Annotated in this window: 19 protein-coding genes and 1 pseudogene; 6 read left to right on the top strand and 14 right to left on the bottom strand. The window is 57.4% G+C overall.

Annotation, left to right across the window (positions count from 1 at the left end; genetic code table 11):
* Positions 1-78 precede the first annotated feature (78 nt).
* Together FSO04_RS25960 and FSO04_RS25955 are read left to right on the top strand one after the other, a co-directional pair.
* Positions 79-915: a transporter substrate-binding domain-containing protein gene (locus FSO04_RS25960; RefSeq protein ID WP_154563967.1), complete on the top strand. Its 837-nt coding sequence runs from the start codon at positions 79-81 to the stop codon at positions 913-915.
* A gap of 91 nt (positions 916-1,006) precedes the next feature.
* On the top strand, positions 1,007-1,936 hold the full coding sequence (locus FSO04_RS25955; protein ID WP_154563875.1) for a LysR substrate-binding domain-containing protein: 930 nt from the start codon (positions 1,007-1,009) through the stop codon (positions 1,934-1,936).
* 77 nt (positions 1,937-2,013) lie between these two features.
* Here the strand turns inward: FSO04_RS25955 and FSO04_RS25950 are convergent, their stop codons facing one another.
* On the bottom strand, positions 2,014-2,598 hold the full coding sequence (locus tag FSO04_RS25950; protein ID WP_154563873.1) for a TetR/AcrR family transcriptional regulator: 585 nt from the start codon (positions 2,596-2,598) through the stop codon (positions 2,014-2,016).
* A 217-nt stretch (positions 2,599-2,815) separates the two neighbouring features.
* Between FSO04_RS25950 and FSO04_RS25945 the strand changes: the two genes are divergently transcribed.
* Positions 2,816-3,592, top strand: coding sequence for an SDR family NAD(P)-dependent oxidoreductase (locus FSO04_RS25945; protein ID WP_154563871.1), 777 nt, complete (start codon positions 2,816-2,818; stop codon positions 3,590-3,592).
* Positions 3,593-3,727: 135 nt separating this feature from the next.
* Here the strand turns inward: FSO04_RS25945 and FSO04_RS25940 are convergent, their stop codons facing one another.
* From FSO04_RS25940 to FSO04_RS25890, 11 genes are all read right to left on the bottom strand, one after another.
* Complete coding sequence (locus FSO04_RS25940) at positions 3,728-4,789, bottom strand: maleylacetate reductase (RefSeq protein WP_154563869.1); 1,062 nt, start codon at positions 4,787-4,789, stop codon at positions 3,728-3,730.
* Between the two features lie 38 nt (positions 4,790-4,827).
* Positions 4,828-5,124, bottom strand: coding sequence for a Dabb family protein (locus FSO04_RS25935; RefSeq protein WP_154563867.1), 297 nt, complete (start codon positions 5,122-5,124; stop codon positions 4,828-4,830).
* Positions 5,125-5,263: 139 nt separating this feature from the next.
* Positions 5,264-6,472, bottom strand: coding sequence for a multiple monosaccharide ABC transporter permease (mmsB, locus tag FSO04_RS25930; protein ID WP_154563865.1), 1,209 nt, complete (start codon positions 6,470-6,472; stop codon positions 5,264-5,266).
* Complete coding sequence (gene mmsA / locus FSO04_RS25925) at positions 6,465-8,003, bottom strand: multiple monosaccharide ABC transporter ATP-binding protein (RefSeq protein ID WP_154563863.1); 1,539 nt, start codon at positions 8,001-8,003, stop codon at positions 6,465-6,467. The genes mmsB and mmsA overlap by 8 nt, the downstream gene beginning before the upstream one ends.
* A 91-nt stretch (positions 8,004-8,094) precedes the next feature.
* Positions 8,095-9,165 carry a multiple monosaccharide ABC transporter substrate-binding protein gene (chvE, locus tag FSO04_RS25920; RefSeq protein WP_154563861.1) on the bottom strand — a complete coding sequence of 357 codons (1,071 nt, stop codon included), beginning with the start codon at positions 9,163-9,165 and terminating at the stop codon, positions 8,095-8,097.
* Positions 9,166-9,261: 96 nt separating this feature from the next.
* Positions 9,262-10,350: a Gfo/Idh/MocA family protein gene (locus tag FSO04_RS25915; protein WP_154563859.1), complete on the bottom strand. Its 1,089-nt coding sequence runs from the start codon at positions 10,348-10,350 to the stop codon at positions 9,262-9,264.
* Between the two features lie 24 nt (positions 10,351-10,374).
* The gene (iolG, locus tag FSO04_RS25910) at positions 10,375-11,367 is read right to left on the bottom strand and encodes an inositol 2-dehydrogenase (RefSeq protein WP_154563857.1); all 993 of its coding nucleotides are present in this window, start codon (positions 11,365-11,367) and stop codon (positions 10,375-10,377) included.
* Positions 11,368-11,408: 41 nt separating this feature from the next.
* Positions 11,409-12,287: a sugar phosphate isomerase/epimerase family protein gene (locus tag FSO04_RS25905; RefSeq protein WP_154563855.1), complete on the bottom strand. Its 879-nt coding sequence runs from the start codon at positions 12,285-12,287 to the stop codon at positions 11,409-11,411.
* 67 nt (positions 12,288-12,354) lie between these two features.
* The gene (locus FSO04_RS25900; protein ID WP_154563853.1) at positions 12,355-13,275 is read right to left on the bottom strand and encodes an intradiol ring-cleavage dioxygenase; all 921 of its coding nucleotides are present in this window, start codon (positions 13,273-13,275) and stop codon (positions 12,355-12,357) included.
* 131 nt (positions 13,276-13,406) lie between these two features.
* Positions 13,407-14,321, bottom strand: a complete 915-nt coding sequence (locus FSO04_RS25895) for a LysR family transcriptional regulator (protein WP_154563851.1) — start codon at positions 14,319-14,321, stop codon at positions 13,407-13,409.
* Between the two features lie 136 nt (positions 14,322-14,457).
* Positions 14,458-15,672, bottom strand: a complete 1,215-nt coding sequence (locus FSO04_RS25890; RefSeq protein WP_154563849.1) for a phytanoyl-CoA dioxygenase family protein — start codon at positions 15,670-15,672, stop codon at positions 14,458-14,460.
* A gap of 93 nt (positions 15,673-15,765) precedes the next feature.
* Here FSO04_RS25890 and FSO04_RS25885 point away from each other — a divergent pair, with 93 nt between their 5' ends.
* Positions 15,766-16,809, top strand: coding sequence for a LacI family DNA-binding transcriptional regulator (locus tag FSO04_RS25885; RefSeq protein ID WP_154563847.1), 1,044 nt, complete (start codon positions 15,766-15,768; stop codon positions 16,807-16,809).
* A 75-nt stretch (positions 16,810-16,884) separates the two neighbouring features.
* Here FSO04_RS25885 and FSO04_RS25880 read toward each other — a convergent pair whose 3' ends face one another.
* Entirely contained in the window at positions 16,885-18,069 is a 1,185-nt protein-coding gene (locus FSO04_RS25880; protein WP_154563845.1) for a porin, read from the bottom strand.
* A 510-nt stretch (positions 18,070-18,579) separates the two neighbouring features.
* Between FSO04_RS25880 and FSO04_RS25875 the strand changes: the two genes are divergently transcribed.
* Positions 18,580-18,900: a hypothetical protein gene (locus FSO04_RS25875; RefSeq protein ID WP_154563843.1), complete on the top strand. Its 321-nt coding sequence runs from the start codon at positions 18,580-18,582 to the stop codon at positions 18,898-18,900.
* 128 nt (positions 18,901-19,028) lie between these two features.
* Here the strand turns inward: FSO04_RS25875 and FSO04_RS25870 are convergent, their stop codons facing one another.
* Entirely contained in the window at positions 19,029-19,490 is a 462-nt protein-coding gene (locus FSO04_RS25870; RefSeq protein ID WP_233464980.1) for a thioesterase family protein, read from the bottom strand.
* Positions 19,491-19,832: 342 nt separating this feature from the next.
* On the opposite strand from FSO04_RS25870, the pseudogene FSO04_RS47695 reads away from it, so the two are divergent.
* A pseudogene (locus FSO04_RS47695) lies at positions 19,833-20,012 on the top strand (ABC transporter substrate-binding protein); the annotation flags it as partial.
* Positions 20,013-20,139 lie beyond the last annotated feature (127 nt).

Raw genomic sequence — 20,139 nt, 5'->3', positions numbered from 1 at the left:
TCCGAGTATTTTCAATCCAAGCACAACCTTGATTCGACACTATAGAGGTGTAATGTGAATGCGATTTCAACAAGAGTCCTGAAGACTTCTCTCGTCACCTTTCTCGGCGTGCTGGCACTGGCAGGAAACGGCGCTCAAGCAAAGGAATGGAAGACCGTGAAGGTCGCCCTGGAAGGCAGTTACGCTCCATGGAATCTGACCTTGCCGAACGGAAAAATCTCGGGGTTCGAACCGGAATTACTCGACAATCTGTGCAAGCGGGTCAACCTGCAATGCGAGCCGGTCGCCCAGGACTTTGACGGCCTCATTACCGGCCTGCAGGCCGGCAAATTCGATGCTGTGATGGATGCCCTTGCAATCACACCCGAACGTCAACAGGTCATTGCCTTCTCCAAGCCCTACGCTGCAACGCCGGCCGCGTTCGCGACAATAGATGGGCACGGATTGGCGAACACGACAGGAAAAACCTCTTCGCTCAAGCTGACTGGCGACACCAAAACCGACAGCCCCATGATCGCCCCGCTGCGCGATCAACTGAAAGGGAAATCGATCGGCATTCAATCCGGCACGGTTTATACGAAGTTCATCAACGACAACTTCAAAGACATCACTTCCGTACGCCTCTACAAGACCTCGGCCGAACGTGACCTCGACCTGGTCAACGGGCGCGTCGACATAGCCTTCGACGACGTCACCTACTACGCCGGAATCGCCGACAACAAAGACACCGCCCGAATCCGGATCGCCGGACCAACCATCGGCGGCGCGGTTTGGGGGCCGGGAGAAGGTCTTGGGTTTCGCAAACAGGATACGGATCTGAAAGCAAAATTTGACGCAGCCATCACGGCAGCACTAGCAGACGGTACCGTGACGCGCTTGTCGGAAAAGTGGTTCAAGACCGATGTGAAGCCGTAAGCGTGCGGCATTGCATGACGCCGTTGCGCGTCGAGGCGGAGATCAGTCTTTGCTAGACTGGCTTTACGATGGCATTTGCCAGGTCAACGACATGAACCGCCTTCCTCCTCTTCGAGCCTTGCAGATATTCGATGCCGTCATTCGTTACGGAGGCGTCGTAGCCGCCGCCGAGGCGCTTCACGTGACGCCCGGTGCGATTAGTCAGCAGATTCGCGTCCTTGAAGACTTTCTCGGGGTCGCGCTTTTCGAGCGGGAGAACACGGGCCTGCGGCCGACCCCGCTCTGCGAGCTGTACCACGCGCACATCTCCCGGGGGTTCGAGTGCTTTCATAGCGCCCAGGCGGCGCTCAAGGCGCAGACGGGCCGTCGGCTCACCCTGATGACATTTCCGTCCGTGGCGACCCATTGGCTTGCCTCCAGATTGGACACGTGGCACACCATCTGCCCTCATGTGCAGGTCCATGTCGAGGTCGTCGACCACGAAACCAGTATCGCCGCGCGAAGTGCCGACGTCCGGTTAACGTATGGGGCACTCCCGACTGACGGAACGCCCTATCACGTCGTCTTTACGGACAGGGTTGCACCAGTGTTCGCACCCTCGCTACTGCAGGCGGAAAAACCAATCTCGCAACCGGCAGATATCTTGCGATACCCGCTGATTCACGTCGAGTGGGGGTGGGCAAACATGTCGCCACCAACGTGGGGACACTGGTTGCATGCGGTTGGCGTGCCTCTGCCCGAGGGCTTGGCGCCACTCACTTACTCCGTTTCCGGCATGGCAATCGATGCGGCAATTCGGGGAAGAGGCATTTCGTTGGGACAGGGCTTTTTTGCCATTGATAGCATCAAGCGACACGAACTCGTCGCGCCGTTCAAGGTCGCTCTACCCATGCCGTTCCCCTACTTCATTTGCTGGAAGCGAACTGCGGCAGACTCCCCTGCAACCAGGCAATTTCTCGACTGGCTAATTGCCGAAGCCGAGCAGACGGGACGCGACATTAAAGCCATGTTTGGTGAGTGAATCGTCGATCCTCACCGAACAACGCCGGTACCGCTCCGGGCTATGGCGAATGCCATTGCGCCCGTCGCAAGTAACACTCAGCCAACCGGCGATGCGTCGCGACTCATGACCAGTGCGAGCGACTCGGAGAGAATCGATTTCGCCAGTTTGTCGTTGTCAACGGCGCGCGCAAGCGTAATGGCCCCCACGATGGTCGCGACGATACCCAAGCCAGCGTCTTTGCTATCACTGGATGCCGCTTGCGCTATTCGTGACGCCAGTTTGCGCACGTAACCTGTGAGCAGTTCCCTGACATCCGGATTTGCATGACGCGCTTCCCCGGCAAGCGCGCACAGCGCACATCCAGTGCCGGGATTCTTCACGTGACGCTCATTGAGGAAAGCTTCGGCAATAGCCTGCAGGGGCGTTTCCCCACGCTTTGCCGAGCCGCTTGCGAGCGAAGCCATGCGCTTCTCGCTCTGACTCACCGCGTGCTCGAGCGCCTCCAGGATCAACGCATCACGCGACGAAAAATGGCCGTAAAACGCACCGTGCGTCAGCCCCGCGCTGCGCATGCAGTCGGCGACGCCAAGCGCCTCGATGCCGTGTTCGCGAATCTGTCGTGACGCGTTCTCCAGAACCCGCTGCCTACTCTCAGCCTTTTGTGCCTGCGAATAACCCATTTTTCCGCCTCATCACGCTTGACAAACTGCATGATGAGCATAATACTGAATTTCTGCATGATAATCAACATACAGAATGAGATGTTGACAACGTTCATGCCAGCTTGGATGCAGCGGCTGTCCTGCGCTGCTTAACAGAGATTTTTTCGAGGTTTTTGCGCCGCCAGCAGATGCGGCTTGGGACGTGATCTCGCGGCGTAATACACAGGAGAAGGAAATGCGTTTTACCGGAAAGACAGCGCTCGTCACTGGCGGCAACAGCGGCATTGGCTTTACTACAGCGAAGCTTTTGATCGCCGAAGGCGCCCGTGTTGCGATTACCGGCCGCGATCGCGCAAAACTGGATCAGGCAGTATCCGAGCTCGGCGAAAACGCGCTTGGCATTCAGGCCGATCTCGATGATGAAACCGCGATCGAGTCGACGTTCAAGCAGATCCAGGCAGCATTCGGGTCCCTCGACATCGTCTTCGCTAACGCCGGAATCTCCGGTCCGACGCCGCTCGGCGGCACGACCGCTGCTGCATTTGAGGCGATTCTTCGCACCAATCTCACCGGTGTGTTTCTCACGGTTCAATCGGCCCTGCCGTTGATGAGCGCCGGAGGCTCGATCGTATTGAACGGTTCCGTGATGCGCGAGCTGGGCTCGCCCGGGTCGGCCGCTTATTCCGCAACGAAGGCGGGCGTCACCGGCATGGCAAAGGTGTTTGCGTCGGAACTCGTGCAGCGTGGCATTCGTGTCAACACCGTGATTCCCGGCGGCACACGCACACCGATCTGGACGCGCGGCGCACGGGCCGGCGCAACGCTTGACGCGACCGAAGAGGCGTTGGCACCGCGCGTTCCGATGGCTCGCCTCGCTGCACCTGAAGAAGTTGCCAAGGCCGTGCTTTTCCTCGCGTCCGACGATGCTTCGGGGATCACGGCGGCGGAAATCGTCGTCGACGGCGGCACGATCGGTGCGCCGTGGGGAGCGCCTATGTTCCGCAAGGGGTGAAGGCACTCGAGGTTCCGGGAGCGGCTTGATCAGCTTAGGACAGCGACGCGCAGTCCTAAGCTGCCGGCTAGTTTGCTACCGCCAGATCGAAGACTCGTTCCTGCGAACCTCCTTTGGGGCGCCCATTTCCAAAGGCTACACGGACGGACGAAGGCCCTCCCAAGCACGCTGTAGCAGTGCTCTAAGCGGCCCCTCCTCAATCGGTCGCGGGTTCCAGTATGGATTCGACAATGCCACTTCGCACGCGTGATCGAGATCGGCTTCGCCCAACCCAATCTCGCGAAGCCCTCGCGGAACGCCGAGTTCTTCGTTGAGCTGGTAAAGGCCGTCTGGCGCCGAATCTACGTTCAACGCCCTGGCGATTCGGCCCATCGCCTCATCCGCAACGGTACTGTTATAAGCGAGAGAGTGAGGCAGAACGATTGCGTGAGTCTCAGCATGAGGGAGGTTAAATGTTCCACCCAAGGTGTGGCACAGCTTGTGATGAAGAGCCATGCCAACATTGCCGAGCACCATTCCGCACAGCCACGCACCATACAGGCACTCGCTACGCGCCACTTTGTCCTTACTGTTCTTCTTCACTCCACGCAGGCCGTTGGCGAGTGAGCGAATACCCTCCTCCGCCATTAGAGACATGACGGGATTTCCGTCCTTTGCGTACAGTCCCTCGGCAGCATGAGCGATAGCGTTGAGACCGCTGACAATCGAGAGGCGAACCGGGAGCCCGATGGTCAACTCCGGGTCGTACAGGACCGTCTTGGGGATGACCTTGGCATCGCGACCGGTTTTCTTCAGGCCGTTTTCCGTTATCCCGTAGATGGGAGTCATCTCCGACCCGGCATACGTCGTCGGTATTGCGATAATCGGCAACGACGATTCGAGCGCAATCGCTTTGCCGAGCCCAATCGTCGAACCGCCACCAATAGCCACAGCACAGTCTGCGTCGACCGACTTCGCGTGTTCGCGCGCGCGGCGAGCGTTCTCGATAGGTACGTGCATCTGGGCGCCGTCGAAGACGCCTGCGCTCGCAGGTCCAAGAAGAGACGAAACCACTTCAGCCTGAGCCTTTTGCTCGGGCGTGCAAAGAACCAGCGCCCGGCGAGCACCCAACGTTTCCACTTCCTGTTGAATCAGTTTCATGCTCCCGGCACCGAATACGACTCTCGACGCCTGCGTGGTATAGGTAAACTCATACATGAGATTAGCTCCCTGTGTGGTCAAACGGTACAGCTCGCTTAGATGTAGTCGACCTGGTGGCGAGCGATACGAACGTCACCCACGATCTGCTTCACTCGCAGATGCTCAGGGTGCGACGCATACGCGTCGAGCGACTCCTGGCTTCCGAACTCTGTGTACAAGACTACGTCGCAGGCATAATCCACAGCGCTTACATTCAACCCGACCTCCAGCCTGGTAAGTCCGGGAATCTTTCCGCTCAGACTCTCGAACGCAGTCTTTACGAGCACAGCGGATTCCTTCTTTTGCTCGGGAGTCTCACCGCGAACGTTCCACATCACGATATGCTTGACCATATTCGATTCCATTAGTGTTGCTTATTACCAGGCCAAATGTTCGAGATGCAACCTCATGACTCAAGTATGCATATCAGTTGGGCCTCGCCACGCACCAAGCCCCGCTGAGTTCTAAATCCGGTCTGCCATAGGAAAGTAGTTACGCTTTGTTCTTGTTGTACACGTCGACGAACACGGCCGCGAGCAGAACGATACCTTTGATAACCTGCTGATAATCCACACCGATGCCCATGATGGACATGCCGTTGTTCATCACGCCCATGATGAAGGCGCCCACAACCGCTCCGACCACCTTTCCGACACCACCAGAGGCGGAAGCGCCGCCGATGAAACACGCTGCGATGACGTCGAGCTCGAATCCCGTGCCAGCCTTCGGCGTTCCACTATTCAGACGTGCGGCGAAAATCAGACCTGCCAGCGCTGCAAGGACGCCCATATTCACAAAGGTCAGGAAGCTCACTGCCGGAACGCTGACACCCGACAATCTCGCTGCCTTTGCATTGCCGCCAACCGCGTAGATACGTCGACCGATCGTGGTGCGATTCATGATGAACGTGTACACACCAATCAGCACAGCCATGATGACGAGCACGGTAGGCAGGCCACGATAGGATGCAAGCAGGTAGCAGAAGAACACTATCAGTGCCGTAAGGACGAGATTCTTCGCCACGAACATCGAGAACGAGCCACTCTCGACGCCATGTTTCGCCGCGCCGGCGCGATGCCGAAGCTCAATCGCGAAAAAAAGCGCGCCGACAAACGCGCCAAGGACTATCGAAGTGATGTGAAGTGCCTGTCCGTGAAAAAGGTCCGGGATAAAACCCGAACTCACGGCGCCGAATGCATCAGGGAACGGGCCGATGGACTGACCTTGCAGAACGAGGTTTGTCATGCCGCGGAAAACCAGCATGCCGGCCAGCGTCACGATGAACGAAGGCATCCGCCAGAACGCAATCCAGTAGCCTTGCACAGCGCCGATCAGCGCGCCGGCCGCAATACAGATGATGGTTGCCCAGATATAGTTGACCTCAAACTGCACCATCAATACTGCCGCCAACGCGCCCACCAAACCGGCCGTTGAACCGACGGACAGGTCGATGTGGCCTGAAACAATCACCATCAGCATGCCAAGGGCCATGATGACGATGTAGCTGTTCTGAAGCACCAGATTGGTCAGATTGAGCGGTTGCATCAATACGCCGCTCGTCGAGACCTGAAAGAAGACCATGATGATGACGAGCGAAATGAGCAGTCCATACTCGCTGCCAATACGCTTCACCACACCCAAAACTTCGCTTTTCTTAACCTCGGCGCCTTCGGCGACCACTGGAGAGAGTGCCTTACGCATTTTCGATGCCTCCATTTCGCATAATCGCCCGCATAATCTTTTCCTGCGAGACTTCTTCTGCGGTGAATTCGCCGACAAACCGGCCTTCGTTCATGACGTACACGCGGTCGCACATGCCAAGCAGCTCGGGCATTTCCGAGGAAATCATGACCACACACTTACCTGCCGCAACCACCTGATTGATGATGTTGTAAATCTCGTACTTCGCTCCCACATCGATGCCTCGCGTGGGCTCGTCGAGAATCAGTACCTCGGGTTCAGAGAACAGCCACTTGCTCAGCACCACCTTCTGCTGGTTTCCACCCGACAGGTTGCCAACGACGTGGGTAACGCCTTGAGCGCGGATCCGGAGCTTCTTTAGAAAATCGGTCGCAACCTTGATCTCCTCGTGCTCATCGACGACGCCAAATCTGGAGACCCCAATCAGGTTCGCCAGCGTGATGTTTCGCTTGATGTTGTCGTCCAGGAGCAGACCGTTGCCTTTCCGGTCTTCTGTCACGTAGGCGATACCCGCTTTGATGGCCTTCTGTACCGATGAAACGTCGACCTGCTTTCCGTGCATCAGCACCTGGCCCGTGATGTCCTGACCATACGTGCCACCGAAGACGCTCATGGCAAGCTCCGTGCGACCAGAACCCATCAGCCCTGCGATGCCAACGATTTCGCCCTTGCGTGCCGCCAGATTGACGCCTTTGATGACGGCACGGTCCCTCTGCGTGGGATGCTGCACACGCCAATCCTTGACTTCAAAAATGACTTCGCCGATGTTCGGCGTACGTGGCGGGTACCGGTCGGACATCTCGCGGCCGACCATCGCCTTGATGATTCGGTCTTCGCTCACGCTCTCGGCTTTGCAGTCGAGGGCGTCGACCGTCGAGCCATCACGGATAACAGTGATTCCATCCGCGACGCGCGAAATCTCATTCAGCTTGTGCGAAATGATGATTGACGTCACACCGCGCGACTTGAGTTCGAGCAGAAGACTAAGCAGTGTGTCGCTGTCTTTTTCATTCAGGCTTGCGGTAGGCTCGTCGAGAATCAACAGGCGAACCTCTTTAGACAATGCCTTCGCAATCTCGATGAGTTGCTGCTTGCCAATCCCAAGCGTGCCGACCGGTGAATCTGGCGAGTCTGAGAGGCCGACCTTCGCCAGCAACGCCTTTGCCTTCGCACGCGACACCTGCCAATCGATGACGCCGCGCTTCGACTGTTCGTTACCCAGATAGATGTTCTCGGTAATCGAGAGCATCGGTACGAGGGCTAGCTCCTGGTGGATGATGATGATTCCGACTGCCTCGCTATCGGAAATATCGGCGAATGCCCGCTCCTGACCGTCGTAAAGGACGTCGCCAGAATAGGAGCCGTGCGGATAGACGCCACTGAGGATCTTCATCAGGGTCGATTTTCCCGCGCCGTTTTCTCCGCAAATGGCGTGAATCTCGCCCTGACGGACCTTCAGATTGACGTTATTCAGAGCTTTGACAGCGCCAAAGCTTTTCTGAATTCCGCGCATCTCCAGAATGGTATCCATGGTCAAATTCCTCTGATTGGTCACGCTCGCGAGCGTGTCTGCGTGAAGCGAGGCCCTGGTGGGCGCCCCGCCACGCGGACGTTCAGATGCCTTACTTGATTTGGGCCTGCGTGTAGTAACCGCTGGTCACCAACTCCGACTGGTAATTGGCCTTGTCTACCAGGATTGGCTTCACGAGATAAGTCGGAACGATCTTCGTTCCGTTGTTGTAGCTCTTCGTGTCGTTGACAGGCACCTGCTTGCCGCTCAGCGCGTTGTCGACCATTTCGGCGGTCACGCCAGCAAGCTTGCGAGTGTCCTTGAACACGGTCGAGGTCTGGTCGCCCCGAACAATGTTCTTGACGTTCTGGATGTCTGCGTCCTGTCCCGTGACAACGGGCATGGTTTGCTGGGCCGAACCGTATCCGATGCCCTTAAGCGATGAGATAACGCCAACTGCAATTGCATCATTGGGCGTCCAGACCGCGTCGAGGTGGTCCTTGCCGTAGAACGCGCTCAGCAAGTTGTCCATTCGAGCCTGAGCCGTCGCGCCATCCCAGTTGCGCGTCGCGACTTTATCGAAGGCAACCTGTTTGCTCCGAACCACAAACTTGCCGCTATCAATGTACGGTTTGAGGACCGACATGCCACCCGCGTAGACCATATGGGCGTTGTTATCGTCCGATGAACCACCGAACACTTCGATATTGAACGGGGTTTTGCTGCCGGCCTTCTGCCATGCGCTGACGATGCTCTGTCCTTGAAGAACGCCAACGCCATAGTTGTCGAAGGTTGCGTAGTAGTCGACATCCTTGGTCTGGCTAATCAGACGGTCGTACGAGATGACCTTGATGCCTTTCTTCTGCGCGAGCGCCAGAGCGTCAGAAAAGGTCTTTCCGTCGATCGGTGCGATGACCAGTGCTTTGACACCCTTCGCAAGCATGTTCTCGACCTGGTTCACCTGCGTCGGAACGTCGTAGTTTGCGTACTGGAGGTCGGCCGAGTAGCCTTTCGCCTTCAGTGCATCAACCATGCTTTTGCCGTCGGTAATCCAGCGGGATTCAGTCTTGTCGGGCAGTGAAATGCCAATAACACCCTTATCCTGGGCGAAAGCAGCGCCAGACATTGCCGAGAAAGCTGCCGAAGCAGCCAGGATGAGCGCGACATTTTTCAGAATTTTCATGACTTCGTCTCCTATTTAGGAATGCGTATTTGTGTTGCCGGTTTATGAAGTACAGAATCCTCGGCCGACGCCCGAAGGCGTCAGCCATTCAAATGCTTAACCGATCAAGACCTCTGCACCCGCTTCTTTGGAAGAAGCGAACATGGCCTCGATGACACGGCTAATGTTGTACGCCTGCGTAGCCGGCACAACCGACTGCGTGCCGTTGCGCAAAGCGTCGAAGAACGCGTTCGATTCCCGATCGAAGTACACCGGGTTGCCGATTTCGGCGATATCGGGCGAATACTCCGTCTTTTTTGTTGCCCAGATTTCCGGGAAGCTGGTCTCCTGCCACTCGGTCCAGCCCTCCGGATGGTCGCCTTTGCCCGCGTCATAAATCTTGTAGCTCGCGGGCAGCGAGCGGGAAGACATGATGCCTTCCGTTCCGTAGGCGGTGATGTCCCAGCTCTCGGTCCACGGCAAGACGTCCCACGACATGAAGTCGACAGTGACAATCTTGTCTTCATAGTTCAGCACCGCGCCTGCTGCGTCTTCACGCGATTCGTCACCGTGAAAGTTCGGGAACTTGGTGATACGCGCGTTGACAGAGCGGGGCAAGCCGAAGTGCAGAAGGATGCGGTCCACCAGATGGCATCCAATAACGAATACCGCGCCGCCAATATCACCTGGCTGGGTCATGTGCGGCGTTCCGGCCTCATCGTGCGAGCAGCCGCCGTGGGCGCGCACCTGAACAACTTTGCCGAGGCGTCCGCTCTTGAGTGCCGCCTGCATGGCATCGACCGATGGTGCAAAACGCCAGCAATAGCCGACTTGCACGAGTCCGCCCGTACGCTCCACAGCCTCGACGATGCGCTTGGCGTCGACGGAACTGCGGCCAGCAGGTTTCTCGCACAACACTGCCTTGCCCGCCTCGAGCGCTTCAATGGTCAGATCGGCCATCTTCTCGCTCTTGGAGTGGACGAGCACGACATGAACATTCTCGTCCGCCAGGATATCTTCCTTCGAGCGCGCCTCGAGACCGAGCGCGTCGACGAACGGTGTGAGCAGCGGGCTTTTGTCCCACGCACCGAGCATCTTTGCGTCGGTGCGACGCTGGATTGCCTTGACCCGCCCGGACGTATGGGGGTGAGTGATGCCAAGACATGCTACGCCGAGCGTTTCGTTGGGACCGATCTTTCGCGTCATGACCTATCTCCTCCAGATTTCCCGTTACACCTTGACGGCTTTGCCCGACAACGCCGACTCGAGCGCGCAGTCCGCCAGACGCAGCGCCTTCAGCCCGTCCTGAACGGAGGTCGGCAAAGGCGAGTTGGCGTTCAGTGCGTCGACGAAGGCTTCGAGTTCGGCCTTGTATGCAGCCTCGTAGCGCTCGAGGAAGAAGTTGAGCAGCGGCTCGCGGACGTCGGTCGCTTCCTTGGACCAGCGTCGAATCGTCGAACGACGCAGGTTTTCCTGCAGGAGCATTCCCTTCGAACCCGACACTTCCATGCGCTGGTCGTAGCCGTACACGGCTTCGCGACAGCAGTTGATGTGGCATTGCTTGCCTGAAGCTGTCCGCAACTGCACCATCACCGTATCGAAGTCGGTCAGCTTCTCAAGCGACTCGTCGACGAGACGGCTGGCCATGGCCATTACCTCGACCGGTTCTTCGCCGAGCAACCAGCGAGCCATGTCCAGATCGTGGATCACCATGTCGCGGAAGATACCGCCCGAGTGCTCGACATAGTCACGCGGAGGCATGCCCGGGTCACGGCTCGAAATAATGACCTGGCGCACTTCGCCGACGTCGCCTGCGTCGATCGCTTTGCGGAAGGCTTGCGATGTCGGGTCGAAACGTCGATTGAACGCGAGCATGACGCGACCGCCCAGTCGCTCGACTTCGTTTGCCGCGGCCAGCGACTTCTCCATGTCGAGGTCGATAGGCTTCTCGCACAGAACAGCCTTGCCGCGTTTGACGGCTTCGAGCATGAACGTGATGTGCGTATCCGTCGGCGTACCGATGACCACTGCGTCGATGTCGTTGCGCTCGAGGACGGCTGCCGCGTCCGTCGAGGCCTCGCAGCCCAGACGGCTAGCTAGCGACTTAGCCGCACTTTCAACGGGGTCTGCCACCACGACCAGTTTTGCGTTCGGGCTCGCGGCGACGTTGCCAGCGTGAATGCGACCAATGCGGCCGGCACCGAGTACGGCGATTCGAATCATGTGAGTCTCCAGAAATACGTTGTCGGTTAAGGTCGAAAGCTTCAGGCAGAAGTCGCGGTTTTTGCCGAGAACTGCGCGATGGTGGTGTCGTAAGCGCGCTTTGCCATCTCGTCGAGCGGAAATTTCCGGTGCACCTCGGAGATGAGTTCCACGCCGTAGTACGGCAGCGTGCAGCCTGCTTGCTCAAGGGCGTCGACGAAGGCCGGGCAGTCACCTGCACCTTCGCCACAAAGCTGGCGGTTAAAGGTCGAGTCGTCGAACAACGACCCCTTAACCTGTGCGCCGACGTCATCCATCTCTACGCCCTTGATGAAGCGCGCGGGGATCTGGGCGACTTCGCTATAGGGGCTGCCACCGCGTGCTACGTGCCAGTGGTCAACCATCAGGCCACCATTGGGTTGGTTGGCGCCTTGAGCAACCTGCAGCGCTTCTGCGATGTTTCGAATGGGAGAGAAAGGCATGAACTCGATTGCAACCGTGGCGCCAACCGCCGCCACGTCCTGGCAAAGCTTCCCGAATTCGTCGGTCATGCGGGGAAAGTCGGCCGGATTCTTGTCGAAGGGGCTCGCACCGATTTTCAGATTGCGCATGCCCAGTTCGCGACCCAGTTCGATGAAACGGCGGCGGCAATCGTCCGACTTGGCGCGCGCCTCGCCGTCGAAGTACCAGTCCATGAGGATCTCGAGCTCGAAGTACTTCATGCCCGTGTCGTCCAGAATCTTCTTGACGCCGGACACGCCGTACTTCCCGATGCTGTACTCGAGGTCATCGAGAATGAGACCGATACCGCTCCAGCCGGCACGCGAAGCTGCTTCGCAGCGGTCGCGCAGCGGGAACGGGCTGATTTCGTTCGGTGCACACGGATAGACGTCACCAGCGAGTGTCCAGTACGCAGCTAGCAATTCTTTCTTCGCGCTCATATGTAGTACTCCTGTATCTCTCAATGTCATCAGTTTTTTCGACGGCACGCTCCCGCGCACCAAACGATTACGGGATTGCCCGCGTGGGCTTCGTGGACGTCGCGAGGGTGAAGTCCCACGAAACAGACCAAAACGGTGATAAGACCCCGACGCGCTCACCAGCTTCCGGGTCGTCAATCTTGCTGAATTCAGCGATGAGTTCACGCTTGACGCCGAAGACCGCGTCTTCGGGGAGATACGGACAGTCGGGCGTAAAAATGTGAGTGATGACCGGGTCAAAGCCAGGCGCGGTCACGATGAAGTGCAGATGAGCCGCTCGGTTAGGGTGTCGGCCTATTGCGGCGAGGAGCTTACCGACCGGACCATCCGAAGGAATCGGATAGTGACGCGGCTTGACAGACTTGAACCAGTAGCGGCCTTCAGCATCCGACGTAAAAACGCCGCGGAGATTTGAGTCAGGCTGAATGCCTTTCTGCTGCACGTCATAGAAGCCGTCGTCGTTGGTCTGCCACACCTCGAGCTTCGCGTTAGGAATCGGGTTTCCCTTGATATCGGCAACCCGGCCTTCAACAACCATGGGCTCGCCCTTTCCGTCCAGGCAGATGTTCGCGCCGTTCGGATATTCAGGTGCGTTGGCGATGTAGAAGGGACCCAGAATCGTGTTCGGCGTAGCACCGCTCGGACGACGATGATTGATTGCATCAACGAGCATCGAGACGCCCAGAACGTCCGAGAGCAGGATGTACTCTTGCCGCCAGTCCGTGCACATTTGACCCGTCTCGGTCAGGAAGCGAATGGCGGTGAACCACTCTTCATGCGTCGGCTCAATTTCCTTGACCGCAGCATGAAGATGCTTGACCAGAACCGACATCACTTGACGCAGGCGAGCGTCGGCATCTTCGCTCATACGGGCATTGACGACTTCGGCCGAGCGAGCCTCATCGAAATAAGGCGATGCGGACGGAACTGCAGAGGTTGCGCTTTGCATTACGTGTCTCCATCAATCTCTTCTGTAGCTTTGAGACGAGTCTATATTCGTCGTGACTGGCAAAACAGAGCTAGAAAGGGAAAGTCTTTCGCGCTGGGTGGGAAGAAACCCCAAAAGCGATGAGCGCAGGCTCACGCTGTCCAATGCCGTTCGTATTCGTTCTGGTGAAACCGCTCGACGAGCGCATCAATGAACAGGCGTACCTTTACAGGTAGGTGTGAGCGAGTCTGAAACGCGATGTTCATGGTTAGGCGAGGAAGGTCCCAGTCGTCGAGCACCGGGACAAGGCGGCCTGCCTTGAGGTCGTCGTAGATGATGTATTTGGGCTGCACCAGAATGCCCATGCCGTCTAACGCGGCGATACGCAATATCTGGCCGTCATTCGATTCCACTAACGGCTTCACTCTGACAACGACGTTCTCACCACCGCGTGTGAATGAAAGCTCGCGTGGATTGTCGGCGAGTTGATAGTTCAGCAGCCTGTGCTTCGCGAGTTCCGCCGGGAAGCGAGGGCGCCCGTTCGCCTCGATGTAGCCGGGCGATGCGGCCAATATGCGGCGTGTCGAAGCCAATCTTCTAATGGTTATGTTGCTATCTGGCTCGAGGACTTTCGTACGAATCGCGACGTCGATGCCGTTCTCGATGATGTCGCAGTAACGGTTAGCCGCTACCACGTCCACTGTAATGTCGGGGTAGCGCGCCGTGAAATCAGGAAGCATCGGGGCGATATGAAGCATGCAGAACGATAACGAGGCGGTGACGCGAAGGACACCGCTTGGACGCACGACCGCTTCCTTGGTGACAGCTTCTGCTTCGCCAAGATCGGCGAGGATGGATTTGCAGCGTCGGTGAAACTCGGCGCCAGCCTCAGTCAGGTAAAGGTTGCGAGTCGTCCTGCGCACCAATTGGACCCCAAGTCTCGCCTCCAACGAAATCAAATACCGACTTGCGGCCGAGATGGAAAGCTCGACAGCTTCCGCAGCCCGGCTGATGCTGCCCGTCTCGGCCACCTCGACGAATAGTTGTAGTTCCTTGAACTGATCCATGCCCTTGCACCATTGCGCCTCGTTCGCCCACGTCCAATCCGGATGCGGGAGCACGCGCGACTTTGCTGAGTCATTTCGTGTGTCGCGTCGGCATCATGATAGTGCCGTGGGTCTATCTTTTAGTCACAAAAACACATCAATAATCTATCAGTTCAGTGGATTCGCCATTCCCTTGACGCCAGGCATGCTTCGCGAGGGCTCGCGCAAACTCGGACGGCTCCCAGTCCTCCCGAAGCGCTCTGAGCATCATCTGGCCTTGGCTCTCCGGCGCGAGTCCCCCGGCGGGCGGATCCCTGTCAAGGTTTGTCGGGAACGCATAGCCTTCGGCGCACGAGGCAATCACCGACAGCGCTTCGAGCCCGGTTATCTTGCCGGTCTTAAACCTGTCCCGAAGGACTGGGTAGAGGGTCTCGGACATGCGTGTTCGATCCACCGCTTCCATCGCCCGACCGTAAGCCGACGAGATTTGAAGCAGGTTTGCCATGCGCTGAACGTGGCTCGTTCGATTCGGCCCGGCTGCGTGAAATAGCGCCGGATTGAAGAAGATGGCATCGCCCTTGGCAAGCGGCACCTGAACGAAGTTGTTCTCGAAATACTCGCGGAAATCAGGTCTACGCCAAGCCAGATAGCCTTGAGCGTATCGCTGCGAGTAAGGCAGGAGTTTGGTCGGACCGCTCTCAACAGGCATGTCGCTGTGCGCAACGGCCCCTTGCAGCGTGAGAAAAGGCGACATCCAATGCACGTGCGCTGGAAAAGACGCCGCCATCTCAGCCGTCTGGAAGCCCAGATGGTAATCACGATGGGCTTGCTGTGCCTCGCCGCCGGGTCTGACAACATTGACCTGCGACGTAACCTGAAAGCACGGGCCAAGCCATGCCTCGGCGGCCGCCGGCAGCCAAGGGTTCGAAAAGTATCTGGCGAAGACCTCCGGTGCCGCAAGGCAGAGTTTTTCCTGCGCGTTCCAGATACGATCGTTTGCGCCTGCTTTCGCGAAATGGTCAGCCTTCGAGCCCGATTTCTTCTCGGCTTCAATAATCGATTCGAAGATGGCCGTCGCCTCATCCACGCACCCTGTGTCGGCAAAAGCGTGCTTGAGCACAAAGACGCCCGCTCCATCTCGCAGGACCCCGGCCCACTCCGACAGTAGCTGAAGCCTTTCCGTTTCAGACGAGCGCACTTCTTCCAGCTCGCGGCATTCGTATACAGGAATCGCTTGAACCGACTTTGCCGCGTAGCGTAGCCCACGCTCCGCCGCCGCGTTGAGCGCCGTCACTAAATCACCCAAGCTGCAGTCGCTTTCGCGATACCAATTAGTTCGCTCAGCGAGATAGTCTTCGCGTCGGTCGTCCATACGTGCCTCCCATTTTCGATGTAGGATAGCTCGCAAAGCACAGATCGAATTATCAGAAATACATCAAAAAACTATCAACAATGGAGGGTCGGATTGGCTCACCGCTTCTTGATCAAGGAAATTGCCCTTCAGGCAGGGCTTGGAGTGGCAACTGTTGATAGGGTGCTGAACGGACGCGCAAACGTCCGGGAGCACACTCGCAATCGGGTTGAGCAGGCGATAAAAGAACTTGAGAAACAGGAGCTAAACCTGGCGAACACGGGGCGCAAGCTCATGGTCGACGTGGTAGTAGAAGCGCCGGCGCGGTTCAGCGACGAGATAAAAAATGCGCTCGAGGCGGAACTCGCGTTAATGCACCCGGCGGTTGTTCGTCCGCGCTTCCTGTTGCGGGAGACGATGACGACGCCCGAAGTCGTGGATGCCCTTCGGTCTATCGCCCGAAGAGGCAGCCATGGTGTTTTTCTGAAGGCCCGCGACGTTCCCGAGATTGCCGAGGTGGTCCGCGAACTCCAGCATCACGGCATTCCTGTCGTCACCGTCTTCACCGACATACCGCTGTCGGGCCGCATCGCCTACGCCGGACTCGACAATCGCGTCGCTGGAGCCACGGCGGCCTACCTTCTGGGCCTTTTGCTGGGCCCCCAGCCGGCTAATGTGTTGATAACGATGAGCGACGAGCATTTCCGGGGCGAAGAAGAGCGCGAGATAAGCTTTCGTCGAGCACTCCGCAAGCACCACCCCCGACTCAGACTGATTGATGCAAGCGGCGGACATGGCCTTGATTTGCCAACTGAAGAGCGAGTCCGAAGCGTTCTCAACGATGGTACTGATATCGCTGCCGTGTACTCCATGGGAGGGGGTAACGTCGCGATTCTTCGCGCGCTGGAAGCGCAGCAGCAAGCTCCGGTCTGCTTCATCGGTCACGACCTGGACAAGGATAATGTGCAGCTTCTACGCGCTGGAAGGATTCAGGCAATCTTGCATCATGACCTCCGACAGGACATGCGCTCCGCGTGTCATCATGTCATGCACTTTCACAAGCTCCTGCCAGCATCCTCTGTCGCGTCATCTTCTTCGGTCGTAGTCGTGACGCCAGAAAACATTCCAGACCACATCGCCAGTCGTTTCCGCGATTGATTCGACCGCTCATAAGTGCAGACGCAGCGTCTGATAGGTCCGAAAGAAAGTCGTCACCCGGACCTATCCACAGCATCAGAACGTCGTCGCCAACCCTGCAATAACGCCAAACTGGCTTTTGCCATAGTTGGGGTTGGTGCTCGAGGTGCTTCCGTTGACCGGGTCGTTGTTGATATTCGCGCCATACAGACCACTGTCGAGGCCGATGTTAGACGACGAACTGTTTCTAACGTACGCCAGCTCCGTGTACAGGAGCGTTCGCTTGGACAGCGAATAGTTCGCCCCCAACGTGTAGAGGGTTGCGTTCCCGTTCCCGTTGTTTGCATTCGCGTGATAGACGGCGCCGGTGATAGCAAGTGCGGGCGTCGTCTGCCAGATCGCACCAATCCACTCATGATTAACGGCTGTCGGGAGGCTCGTTCCTGCCGGCAACGCTGACGGGGTCGCCGTGCCAAAATAGCCCGCATTCGATGCGTTCGGAGCGCTCAGATGCTGGTAGCCAACGTATCCGGTCACAGGACCGAATGCGTACGTCAAGCCCGTGAGAATCGAGCGGGAAGCAAGGTACACGTTGCTGAATTGGCCGTTTCCGTCGCGAACCTCGTCATAGGTCGCCTGCCAGAAAAGGCCCTTGTTCGCGTAAGAGAGTTTGATACCATCCGAGCGGCCCTGCGAGCTTCCGAGTCCGCTGGAAGTACCGAGTTGACCCGGTGCGCTTCCAGGATTTCCCGCATTCCACGTCGACGAATTCGTCAAATCATACTGGCCTTGCAGGGTAAAACCGCCGATCGTCGGCGACAGGTACTCCGCGCCGTTCCCTGCCTGCGAAAAGATGCGGCCGCGTACCAGCGTTCCAATCGCATACTTCTTTGTTTGCTGTGGGTCGACGTCGCCCGAGTATTGACTTATTTCAGCCGATCCCATGTTGCCGAACTTGATTTGACCCCAGGTGTCATTCTGCAAGCCTACTGTCGCCTGTCCCTCGAAGAAACTTCCGTTCGCGAAAGCCCCGGTCATGGTATTCAGTCGGGACTCGAGCGTGAAAATTGCATGGGTGCCGCCGCCGAGGTCCTCACTGCCTTTGAGACCAAATCTCGATTGCGCCCAGCCTCCACTTTGCGCACCGAATACATGCCCCTTCGGTAGATTGGTCTCGTATGCGATACCGTTGTCCACGATGCCGTATAACGTGACGCTGCTCTGAGCCATCGCGGTTGCCGTCGCAGACAATGCGAACACGCCGAACAGAAGTTTCTTCATCGCTATCTCCATTAATATAGTTGTACTACGTACTTCCCCTGCTACCGAAAGTGCTCACACCTTTCCCAGCGTCCGTCTATCTTTGATCAAATGCGACACGGCTGAAGGACGTGGAGTCTCAGAGACGCTCGCAGGGAAGGAAATGAGAAGAAAGAAAAAACAAGCACTGGAGTGAGGCTTATGCGGAGGGTAATAATTTCCGTGGGGCACGTCTCCTGAACTGCGCTTGTATTTTTGCCCGAGTGTATATTCCCCATCCACTCGAACAAAGAGCAGAAAGGGGAATCTCTTTCGTGAAATCAGGGAAAATGCGCGTTAAAGCAAGTGTGCAAGAGCCTTTCAGCGTTATGCCTCGTCACCTCCTCGCGGTTAACCCCTGTATTCCTGTCGACGTCTCATCGATTACGGTTCGAGCGTTCCCCATGCGAAGAGACACGTTCTTCTCAGGAACCAACCCAAATGGTCCGTGAGCAGTCTCACGCCGCCTAACGCACCCATACGGAGATACGTATGAAGTTCAAGCAACTGTCTGTTTTTGTTGTTTCAGCAGGTATGGCTTTGAGTCTCCTCTCACTTCCGACGTTGCAAGCTCATGCAGCGACAACCGATGCCGGCGCCTCCGATAGTGCGATGTCGAAGCAAGAGATGAAGGCGCAAAAGAAGGCCGACCGCAAGGCGCGCCGTGCGAAGAAAAACGCCGAACTCAGCAAGCTGGAAAAGAACGGGTACAGTCCGGCGGGGAATCAAACGAACTATCCGCAGAATCTGCAGAATGCCGAGCAGAAGGCGAATGGTCAAAAGCCTACCAACGCACCTGCGGTCGCACCTTGACGCTTTACGCGTACTGAATCGCACGCGTGGTCAAGCCGATGATGGCTCGAGTCGCGCGGGCGATCGAACAGGATCGTGGGTTGACTGCCGTCGTGTGACGGCCTCCACCTCTGCCCACAAAAAGAAGGCTACGTAAGCGCCATCCCTCCTTCAGCCTCACTCCACCTCGCAACCCATCCGGGCAACTCCGGCGACGGCTGCGTAATCGCCGACAGTTCCAGCAACTCGGCAGTCGTCACAACGCCGCCACTTCGCTTCAGGAACCGTGCGCGCACGACAGCCAATGCGACTTGCACATCATCGCGCACGAAACCTTGTTCGATGAAAATGTGCTTCTCATCCCAACCGATAACGCGAGTCTGAACGTTATAGCAGTCGCCAAGCTCGAGCGACCGATGAAAACGCATCGTTTCCAGTGTGACGACTGGATACCAGCCTTGTGCCTTCAATTGCCGCCACAGACCACTGCGCATCATCAGATCTACGCGCGCCAAATCGAGGATCGTGAAGTAACGGCCGTTGTTCATATGAAGCAAGACGTCGAGGTCGTTGAGCCAGACTCGAAAAGGCGTGACACACGTGTCGAGCACGTGCAGCCGACTCCGACGACCACTGGTGATTAACAAAAGCAGCAAACGAATTAGTAGACTCATGCGAAAACCCGGTGATAGGAACGCGCCGTGCGCGGCATAGAACCGTGAATGGTAGTCGCGCAGACAAGATCCGGGACGCAGAAGGCGGGGCAAATCTGTAGAACACTCCCTCGAAAAGACGCGACATGCCGTGGCGAATCACGACATAGACATATGTTGTCCGCGCACGCCTTTCGACAATTGCCAGGCTAATATCGCTCTGGCACGCTAATCAAGGGCAACCCAAGATGACAAAGCCTTCAATCGCAAAACGCCGTAGCGGTGGTGTGTTCTGAACATCTGTTGCTGACGCGCGAACTGTATCACGCGACAATCGTCCGGATTCCAACGTCACCGGCTGTTGTGCAGTGCTTTCTGGATCAGCATCTGGACGTGGCTGCAGGCGTCAAGCAGCAGCTCGAAAAAGACGCCGCTAAAGCGGGCGGATTGCGGATACTGGATCAGCGCTTCGTGGTGATCTGAGGTTGACCCGGTTCGACGGATAGATTTGCAGTTGAGTCTAATGCGGTGTGGCACCTCCCGATAAGGTTGAATCGCGGGTTGTCCACGGTCGGGCGGCGGGTCGCCTGTCACGACCACGACGCTG

This window comes from Paraburkholderia madseniana, from assembly GCF_009690905.1.
Taxonomy (GTDB): domain Bacteria; phylum Pseudomonadota; class Gammaproteobacteria; order Burkholderiales; family Burkholderiaceae; genus Paraburkholderia; species Paraburkholderia madseniana.
Note: the sequence above shows the minus strand (reverse complement) of the source record. Positions and strands in the feature narration are given on the sequence as shown.

Bases quoted from the DNA above. Each gene is read 5' to 3' on its own strand.
- FSO04_RS25895 (WP_154563851.1), bottom strand. From the start codon at position 14,321: ATGGATCAGTTCAAGGAACTACAACTATTCGTCGAGGTGGCCGAGACG.
- chvE (WP_154563861.1), bottom strand. From the start codon at position 9,165: ATGAAAATTCTGAAAAATGTCGCGCTCATCCTGGCTGCTTCGGCAGCT.
- FSO04_RS25880 (WP_154563845.1), bottom strand. From the start codon at position 18,069: ATGAAGAAACTTCTGTTCGGCGTGTTCGCATTGTCTGCGACGGCAACC.
- FSO04_RS25945 (WP_154563871.1), top strand. From the start codon at position 2,816: ATGCGTTTTACCGGAAAGACAGCGCTCGTCACTGGCGGCAACAGCGGC.
- FSO04_RS25915 (WP_154563859.1), bottom strand. From the start codon at position 10,350: ATGACGCGAAAGATCGGTCCCAACGAAACGCTCGGCGTAGCATGTCTT.
- FSO04_RS25890 (WP_154563849.1), bottom strand. From the start codon at position 15,672: ATGGACGACCGACGCGAAGACTATCTCGCTGAGCGAACTAATTGGTAT.
- mmsB (WP_154563865.1), bottom strand. From the start codon at position 6,472: ATGCGTAAGGCACTCTCTCCAGTGGTCGCCGAAGGCGCCGAGGTTAAG.
- FSO04_RS25905 (WP_154563855.1), bottom strand. From the start codon at position 12,287: ATGAGCGCGAAGAAAGAATTGCTAGCTGCGTACTGGACACTCGCTGGT.
- FSO04_RS25875 (WP_154563843.1), top strand. From the start codon at position 18,580: ATGAAGTTCAAGCAACTGTCTGTTTTTGTTGTTTCAGCAGGTATGGCT.
- FSO04_RS25940 (WP_154563869.1), bottom strand. From the start codon at position 4,789: ATGTATGAGTTTACCTATACCACGCAGGCGTCGAGAGTCGTATTCGGT.
- iolG (WP_154563857.1), bottom strand. From the start codon at position 11,367: ATGATTCGAATCGCCGTACTCGGTGCCGGCCGCATTGGTCGCATTCAC.
- FSO04_RS25935 (WP_154563867.1), bottom strand. From the start codon at position 5,124: ATGGTCAAGCATATCGTGATGTGGAACGTTCGCGGTGAGACTCCCGAG.
- FSO04_RS25955 (WP_154563875.1), top strand. From the start codon at position 1,007: ATGAACCGCCTTCCTCCTCTTCGAGCCTTGCAGATATTCGATGCCGTC.
- mmsA (WP_154563863.1), bottom strand. From the start codon at position 8,003: ATGGATACCATTCTGGAGATGCGCGGAATTCAGAAAAGCTTTGGCGCT.
- FSO04_RS25950 (WP_154563873.1), bottom strand. From the start codon at position 2,598: ATGGGTTATTCGCAGGCACAAAAGGCTGAGAGTAGGCAGCGGGTTCTG.
- FSO04_RS25900 (WP_154563853.1), bottom strand. From the start codon at position 13,275: ATGCAAAGCGCAACCTCTGCAGTTCCGTCCGCATCGCCTTATTTCGAT.